Below are 7989 nucleotides of genomic sequence, written 5' to 3'. Positions count from 1 at the left end.
GCGCTGCGCGGCTACCCGGACCTGGAGACTTACGGTCGCGGCCACCAGGTGGTGGTAGCGGACGGCCGCGTCCCGGCCTGGCGAGCCGGAACGTTCGGTGCCGTGGTGGCCGACGTGCCCTGCACCGGGCTCGGGTCGCTGCGGCGGCGTCCGGAGTCCCGTTGGCGCCGGGACGCCGAACAGGTCGATGAGCTGACCGGGCTGCAGGCCGGGCTGTTGGCGTCCGCGATCGAGTCGACCCGGCCGGGCGGTGTTGTCGCCTACATCACCTGCTCGCCGCATCCGGCCGAGACCGTCGACGTGGTGGCCGCGGCGTCCGGCGTCGAACTGCTCGACGCCCCGGCGTTACTGCCCGAGGTACCGGACGCCGCCAGCCGGCTGAACCCGCGCTGCATCCAGCTGTGGCCGCACATCCACGGCACCGACGCCATGTTCTGCGCCCTGCTCCGGCGGTCCGGCCGATAGAGTTGCGGCGTGGCCATGCAAATCGCTCCCAGTATCCTCAACGCCGACCTGGCCGACCTCGCCGCCGAGGTAGCCAGGGTGCCCAGCGCGGAGTTGCTCCACTTCGACGTGATGGACAACCACTTCGTGCCGAACCTGACCGTGGGGCTGCCGGTGGTCGAGTCGCTGATGAAGCACACCGACAAGCCGATGGACATCCACCTGATGATCGAGAACGCCGACACGTGGGCGCCGCAGTACGCCGAGCTGGGCTGCTACTCGGTGACCTTCCACGTCGAGGCAGCCAGGGCGCCGATCCGGCTGGCGCGTGAGCTGCGCAGGCTCGGTTCGCGGGCGGCGATGGCGCTGAAGCCGGCCACCCCGATCGAGCCCTATGCCGACATGCTCACCGAGCTCGACATGGTGCTGCTGATGACCGTCGAGCCGGGCTTCGGCGGTCAGAAGTTCCTCGACGTGGTGCTGCCCAAGATCCGTCGCACCCGCGAGCTGGTCAAGGCCACCGGGCAGGAGATCTGGATCGAGGTCGACGGCGGCATCTCGACCGAGACCATTGAACGGGCTGCGGAGGCCGGCGCCGACGTCTTCGTCGCCGGCACCGCGGTCTACCGGGCCGAGGAACCGGACGTGATGGTCAACGCGCTGCGCGACAAGGCGATCGCAGCAGCGCACTGGCACTGAGTTCGGCCTCGGCCTCGGCCGATCAGGCCGGCGCCGGGCCCGACCCGTAGAGCACGCCCGGCTCGGCAGTCCCGAGCAGTTCGGAGACCGTGACCAGGTGGTAGCCCTGCGCCTGCAGGCCGTCGATGATCGCCGGCGTGGCGTCGGCGGTCCACTGGTAGGTGTCGTGCAACAGGATGATCGCACCCGGGCGGGCCACGGCAAGGGTGCGGTTGATCACCGAGGCGGTGTCCCGGTTCTCCCAGTCAGCTGGGCCATCGGTCCAGTTCACCACCGCCACCCCGTGCTGCCCGGCGATCTGGAGCACCAGGTCGTTGTATGCCCCGTGGGGCGGGCGCAGCAGGGTGGGTGCCTGCCCGGTGATGGCCTCGATCCGCTGCTGGGCGTCGCCGATCTCGTAGGCGATGGTGTCCGCGCCCTGCAGCGCCAGGTTGGCGTGGTTGGTGGTGTGATTGGCTATCTCCATGCCAGCCTGCTGGGTGCGCAAGACCGTGTCGGGGTTGTTGGTCGCATACGAGGCGTTCAGGAAGAAGGTGGCCCGGGCGTCCCGGTCGACCAGGGCGTCCACCACGTGGTCGGTCAGTCCGGTCGGCCCGTCGTCATAGGTGAGCGCGATGCAGGCGACCACGGTGCAGTCCGGCGGGGCGGCGGCCGGGGACGGGTCGGGCGTCGAGGGTTCGGCCGCCGGCTCGGTCGCGGGCGGCTCGGATTCCGGGGCCCGGCTGGTCACTGGCGCCGGAGTGCTGGCCGGTTCGACGGGCTCGGCTGGCTGGGCGCAGCCGGGCAGCAGCAGGCCGAAGGCCACGACAAGGGGTTTCCACAAGCTCATTGGGCCAGCCTAGGTCGCTCACAGCCCAGTCACAGCCACCGCACCGGGGCCGAACTGACAGGATGTCGTTGAAGATGTGCGCAAAGGAGAGTTGCCATGCCCCCCGCTGACCGGCCCGTCCTCGCGATCGCCAGCCTCGGCGGGACGATAACCATGACGCCGCAAGCCGACGGTGGCATCGTCCCGACACTGCAGGCCGCCGACCTGGTGGCCGCGGTGCCCGGCCTGGACGTTGTCGCCGATCTGCGGGCGGCCACCCTGGCGGCCCGGCCCAGTGCCTCCCTGACCGAGACCGACGTCCTGCAGGCGGTCGACTGGGCACGCGATGAGGTCGACCGGGGGGCCGTTGGCGCGGTCATCGTGCAGGGCACCGACACCCTGGAGGAGACGTCGTTCCTGGCCGACTGTGTCTGGGAGCACAACCAGCCGCTGGTCTTCACCGGTGCCATGCGGGGTGCAGCCCAGGCCTCGGCTGATGGGCCGGGCAACCTGCTGGCGTCGGCGATGGTTGCCGCCAGCCCCCAGGCCCGGGGTCTGGGTGCGGTGGTGGTGCTGGACGATGTGGTGCACCGGGCCGCCCTGGTGCACAAGGCACACACGACCGCGCTGTCGGCGTTCGCGTCCTACGGTGGCCAGGTGGCCGGACGGGTGGTCGAGGGGGAGGTCTGGCTGACGCCGGCCGGGCCCCGGTTGCCGGCCCGGCGCTTGCCGGTCGACGCTGAGCTCGGGTTCGTGCCGATCTGCAGTACCTACCTGGGTGATGACGGCCGGGTGTTGCGGCGCCTGCTCGCCGACGACCCGGCCGGGATCGTGATCGCCGGGTTCGGCGCCGGGCATGTCAGCGAGCTGATGGCCGAGGTGGTCTCCGCGGCGGTCGAACGGTGCCCGGTGGTGGTTGCCAGCCGGATCGGACAGGGCGGCACCACCCGGCGCACCTACGGGTTCAGTGGCTCCGAGATCGACCTGCAGCGGCGGGGCGCGATCATGGCCGGCACGCTGGACGCGGTGAAGTCGCGCGTGCTGCTCGCGCTGCTGGTGGCCGCGGGCGTCGACAATGCCGGCATCGCCGCTGAGTTCGGGCGGCGGGCCGTCCGCTACTAGCCCCCGGCTCAGTCGGCCTGGCCGCGGCGGCGCAGGTAGCGCTCGAACTCGGCGGCGATCGAGTCGCCGGAGGCCTGCGGCAGATTGTTCTCGTCCTGCTGGGCCTCCAACGACTCGATGTACTCGCTGATCTCGGAGTCCTCGGCAGCCAGTTCGTCCACCCCGCGGGTCCAGGCCCGCGCCAGTTCCGGTAGATCGTCCAGCTCGAGCGCGGTGTCGAGCAGGTCCTCAACCCGCGACAGCAACGCCAGGGTTGCCTTCGGGTTGGGGGGCGAGGCGACGTAGTGCGGCACCGACGCCCATAGCGAGATCTCGCGCAACCCGGCGCGCCGGCAGGCGTCTGCGAGCACTCCGGTGATGCCGGTTGGGCCTTCGTAGTTCGACGACTCCAGCCCGAGCGCCCGGGCCAGCGCCTGGTCGCCGGTGGACGCGGTCACCGGCAGCGGACGCGAGTGCGGTGAATCGGTCAGCATCGCACCGAGCAGGATGATCAGTTCCGGTTCGGTGCTGCGGAAGGCGGAGACCAGCGACGTGCAGAACCGCTGCCAGTGCATGTTCGGTTCGGGGCCGCTGACCAGCACCACATCACGGGCCGGCAGGTGCGCCACGCTGATCGACGTGGTCGGCCACACGATCTCGCGACCGTCGTCGCTGTTCGCCACCCGCGGACGCACGATCTGGTAGTCGTAGTACTCCTCGGAATCGAGCTCGAAGATCAGGTCGGTGGGGTAGCTGGCGGCGAGATGCTCGATGACGGCGGTGGCCGCGTCCGCCGCGTCATTCCACCCCTCGAAGGCGCCGACCACCACCGGCCGCCTGAACTTTCCGCGTCCCACCATGCACAGAGCCTAGCGCTGCTGTCTCAACCAGCGGCGGCGTCATTTGCTGCGGCTACTCTTGCCACCATGCCTGCTGCCATCCGCGATCAGCTGTTCCGCCGGGTCCTCGTTGCCGACGGGGCGATGGGCACCATGCTGCAGGGCTTCGACCTCGGCCTGGACGACTTCGAGGGTTACGAGGGCTGCAACGAGGTGCTGAACCGAACCCGCCCGGACGTGGTGTCGGCCATCCACCGCGCGTACCTGGAGGCGGGGGCCGACTGCATCGAGACCAACACCTTCGGGGCGAACCATGCCGCGCTGGGGGAGTACGGCATCTCCGAACAGGTGGCCGAACTGGCCGAGACCGGCGCGCGGATCGCCCGTCAGGTGGTCGACGAGTTCAGCACCCCGGCCCGTCCGCGGTTCGTGCTGGGCAGCGTCGGGCCGGGCACCAAGCTGCCGACGCTCGGGCACATCAAGGCCACCACCATCCGCGATGGCTACCAGCGGCAGGTCGAGGCGATGATCCGCGGCGGCATCGACGCGGTGCAGATCGAGACCTGCCAGGACCTGCAGCAGGCCAAGGCCGCGGTGATCGGCGCCAAGCGGGCCAGGGCAGCACTCGGCGTCGACCTGCCGATCTTCGTCTCGATCACGGTGGAAACGACCGGTGCGATGCTGCTCGGCAGCGAGACCGGGGCTGCGCTGGCCACCCTGGCGCCGCTCGGTGTCGACATCATCGGGCTCAACTGCGCCACCGGTCCGGCCGAGATGGCCGAGCACCTGCGCTATCTGTCGCGGCATGCGCCGGTCGGGTTGTCGGCCATGCCGAACGCCGGGCTGCCCGAACTGACCGCCGACGGGGCGGTCTACCCGCTGCAGCCGGGCGAACTCGCCGAAGCGCTGGACGAGTACGTCCGCAACTTCGGGCTGGCGCTGGTCGGCGGCTGCTGCGGCACCAACCCCGAGCACATCCGGCAACTCGCCGAGACGATCGGTGCCGAGCGGGACGTCCCGCAGCGCGAGCCGCAGCCGGGCAACGCCGTGGCGTCCCTCTACAGCGACGTGTCGCTCAAGCAGGACACCAGCTACCTGGCCATCGGTGAGCGCACCAACGCCAACGGCTCGAAGGCGTTCCGGGAGGCGCTGCTGGAGGGTCGCTGGGACGACTGCGTGCAGATCGGCCGCGACCAGTCCCGCTCCGGCGCGCACGTCGTCGACCTTTGCGTTGACTACGTAGGACGCGACGGCGTGGCGGACATGACCGAACTCGCCGGACGCTTCGGCAACGCCGTCACCCTGCCGGTGATGCTCGACTCCACCGAGCCGCAGGTGATCGAGGCCGGGCTGAACCACCTGCCGGGACGGGCCATCATCAACTCGGTGAACTTTGAGGATGGCGACGGCCCCGACTCCCGCTTCCAGCGGGTGATGCCGCTGGTGGCCGAGCACGGCGCCGCGGTGGTTGCGCTGACCATCGACGAGCAGGGTCAGGCCCGCACCACCGAATGGAAGCTGCGGGTCGCCGAACGGCTGATCGACACGCTCACCGGTCAGTGGGGCATGGACGAGGGCGACATCCTGGTCGACTGCCTGACCTTTCCGATCGCCACCGGTCAGGAGGAGACCCGGCGCGACGGGCTGGCCACCATCGAGGCGATCCGCCAGTTGAAGGCGGCCCGCCCCCGGGTGCTGACCACGTTGGGGGTCTCGAACGTCAGCTTCGGGCTCAACCCGGCGGCGCGCGTGGTGCTCAACAGCGTCTTCCTGGACGAGTGCGTGAAGGCGGGGCTGGACTCGGCGATAGTCAGTGTCGCCAAGATCATGCCGACCGACCGAATCCCCGACGAGCAGTACCAGACCGCCCTCGACCTCATCTACGACCGGCGCACCGACGACTACGATCCGCTGTCGAAGTTCCTGACCCTGTTCGAGGGGGTGACCGCTGCCTCGCTGCGCGAGCAGCGGGAGGCCGAACTTGTCTCGCTGCCGTTGTCGGAGCGGTTGTCGCGGCGGATCGTGGACGGCAACGACCGCGGCCTGACCGACGACCTGGACGAGGCGCTGCAGCACAAGCCCGCGCTCGACATCATCAATGACGACCTGCTGGCCGGCATGAAGACCGTCGGTGAGCTGTTCGGCTCGGGTCAGATGCAGCTGCCGTTCGTGCTGCAGAGCGCGGAGACGATGAAGAAGGCGGTGGCGCACCTGGAGCCGCACCTCGACTCGTCGCTGGCCGGTGCCGGCAAGGGGACCCTGGTGCTGGCCACCGTGAAGGGTGACGTGCACGACATCGGGAAGAACCTGGTCGACATCATTGCGTCCAACAACGGTTACACGGTGGTCAACCTGGGCATCAAGCAGCCGATCGCGGCCATCATCGAGGCCGCCGAACAGCATGATGCGGACGCGATCGGCATGAGTGGGCTGCTGGTCAAGTCAACGTTGGTGATGCGGGACAACCTGCTGGAGCTGAACGCCCGCGGGCTGGCCGGCCGCTTCCCTGTGCTGCTCGGTGGGGCGGCGCTGACCAGGACGTTCGTCGACCACGACCTGGCCGAACGGTTCGACGGGACGGTTCGGTACGCCAAGGACGCGTTCGAGGGTCTGGAGTTGATGGATGCCATTACCGCGGTCAAGCGGGGTGAACCGGGTGCCGAACTGCCACCGGTGCGGCCGCGGCGGGTGACGGCGAAGACCCGTGAGCTGCCCGAGCTGACTGAGATCACCCGCTCGGATGTGGCCCGGCGGATAGCCGTGCCCGCGCCGCCGTTCTGGGGAACCCGGGTGACCAAAGGCATCAAACTGGCCGAGATCACCGACTGGCTGGACGAGAAGGCGCTGTTCGCCGGCCGGTGGGGACTGCGTGGGGTGCGCGGCGGGGCGTCCTATGAAGAACTGGTCGAGACCGAGGGCCGCCCGCGGCTGCGCGGCCTGCTGGACCGGATCCAGGCCGACGGGCTGGGCCAGTTCGGGGTCGTGCACGGCTACTTCCCATGCCATTCGGAGGGGAACACGCTGGTGGTGGGGGACCCCGACGATCCTGGCCGCCAGGTCGTCAGGTTCGACTTCCCGCGGCAACCGCGAGACCGGCGACTGTGCCTGGCCGACTTCTTCCGGGACGCCGAGGAGGCCGCGGATCTCGGCCCGGACACCCTGGCCATGCAATTGGTCACCATGGGCTCGCGGGTGTCGGAGGAGACCGGTCGGCTGTATGCCGAGAACGCGTACCGGGAATACCTGGAACTGCACGGCCTGTCGGTGCAGCTGACCGAGGCGCTGGCCGAGATGTGGCACCACCGGGTGCGGGCCGAGCTGGGCATCGCCGGTGACGAGGGCAGCGTGGACGCACAGATCGCCGACCAGGCCTACCGGGGCAGCCGGTACAGCTTCGGTTACCCGGCCTGCCCGGACCTGGAGATGCGGGCGCCGCTGTGCGAACTGCTGCAGCCGGGCCGCATCGGGGCGGAGCTGTCGGAGGAGTTCCAGTTGCATCCCGAGCAGTCGACGGACGCCCTGGTCGTGCACCACCCGGAGGCCAAGTACTTCAACGCCCGGTAGTCCCCGAGCCGTCGATCGCACCCGGGAGGAGGGGCCACTGCGCTGCTTCGTGGATGGAGAGCACCGGGAGAGGCCCCGAGAGGGGAAGCAAACGGGTCAGGATGCGCCGACAAGCAAGCCGGACCCGGACCTGCAATCCTCAGCCGACCACGATGGCCTGGAACTCGCGGATGGGCACCTCGGTGGTCGAGGTGGAGTTGAGTGGGAGCGCCCCGGTTTGGCCGAGGGCTTGCCAGTTGACGGCCCAGCCGGCGGTGGCGGTGATGGTGTAGTCGCCTTTCCGGAGGTAGGTGTGGCCGCAGTCGGGTGACGGGGTGAGTGGGTCCATGGTGGCTGGGCGGGGTCGCATCAGGTTGCAGACGGTGTGGGTGCCGTCGCCCCAGTCGAAGGTGACGCTGCCGCGGTTGGCCTGCATTTGGATGTCAATGCCCTGTTCGCTGACCGAGGTGGTGATCGGTCCGGGGTCTTCGGTCCATACCCAGATTGGCAGTCCGACGGCGAGCTGGTTCCACTTGTTGTCGGATGGGTGGGGGC

The 7989-nt window shown here is 69.6% G+C and carries 5 protein-coding genes and 2 pseudogenes; 4 read left to right on the top strand and 3 right to left on the bottom strand.

Annotated features, from left to right (window positions below):
- Positions 1 to 465: pseudogene (locus WBL05_RS08850) on the top strand (RsmB/NOP family class I SAM-dependent RNA methyltransferase); the annotation flags it as partial.
- A 15-nt stretch (positions 466 to 480) separates the two neighbouring features.
- A complete protein-coding gene (gene rpe / locus WBL05_RS08845) occupies positions 481 to 1143 on the top strand; it encodes a ribulose-phosphate 3-epimerase (protein ID WP_424225307.1) in 663 nt (220 codons plus the stop codon).
- Between the two features lie 22 nt (positions 1144 to 1165).
- Here the strand turns inward: rpe and WBL05_RS08840 are convergent, their stop codons facing one another.
- The gene (locus WBL05_RS08840) at positions 1166 to 1972 is read right to left on the bottom strand and encodes a polysaccharide deacetylase family protein (protein ID WP_424225306.1); all 807 of its coding nucleotides are present in this window, start codon (positions 1970 to 1972) and stop codon (positions 1166 to 1168) included.
- 96 nt (positions 1973 to 2068) lie between these two features.
- Here WBL05_RS08840 and WBL05_RS08835 point away from each other — a divergent pair, with 96 nt between their 5' ends.
- Positions 2069 to 3073, top strand: a complete 1005-nt coding sequence (locus WBL05_RS08835; protein WP_424225304.1) for an asparaginase — start codon at positions 2069 to 2071, stop codon at positions 3071 to 3073.
- 8 nt (positions 3074 to 3081) lie between these two features.
- Here WBL05_RS08835 and WBL05_RS08830 read toward each other — a convergent pair whose 3' ends face one another.
- The gene (locus WBL05_RS08830) at positions 3082 to 3912 is read right to left on the bottom strand and encodes a PAC2 family protein (protein ID WP_424225303.1); all 831 of its coding nucleotides are present in this window, start codon (positions 3910 to 3912) and stop codon (positions 3082 to 3084) included.
- Positions 3913 to 3978: 66 nt separating this feature from the next.
- On the opposite strand from WBL05_RS08830, the gene metH reads away from it, so the two are divergent.
- A complete protein-coding gene (metH, locus tag WBL05_RS08825) occupies positions 3979 to 7455 on the top strand; it encodes a methionine synthase (protein ID WP_424225302.1) in 3477 nt (1158 codons plus the stop codon).
- A gap of 139 nt (positions 7456 to 7594) precedes the next feature.
- Here the strand turns inward: metH and WBL05_RS08820 are convergent.
- Positions 7595 to 7989: pseudogene (locus WBL05_RS08820) on the bottom strand (hypothetical protein); the annotation flags it as partial.

The organism is Brooklawnia sp. (assembly GCF_049651565.1).
In the GTDB taxonomy this organism is placed as follows: domain Bacteria; phylum Actinomycetota; class Actinomycetes; order Propionibacteriales; family Propionibacteriaceae; genus Brooklawnia.
The sequence above is the reverse complement of the archived record's forward strand: the minus strand, read 5'-3'. Positions and strand labels throughout refer to the sequence as shown.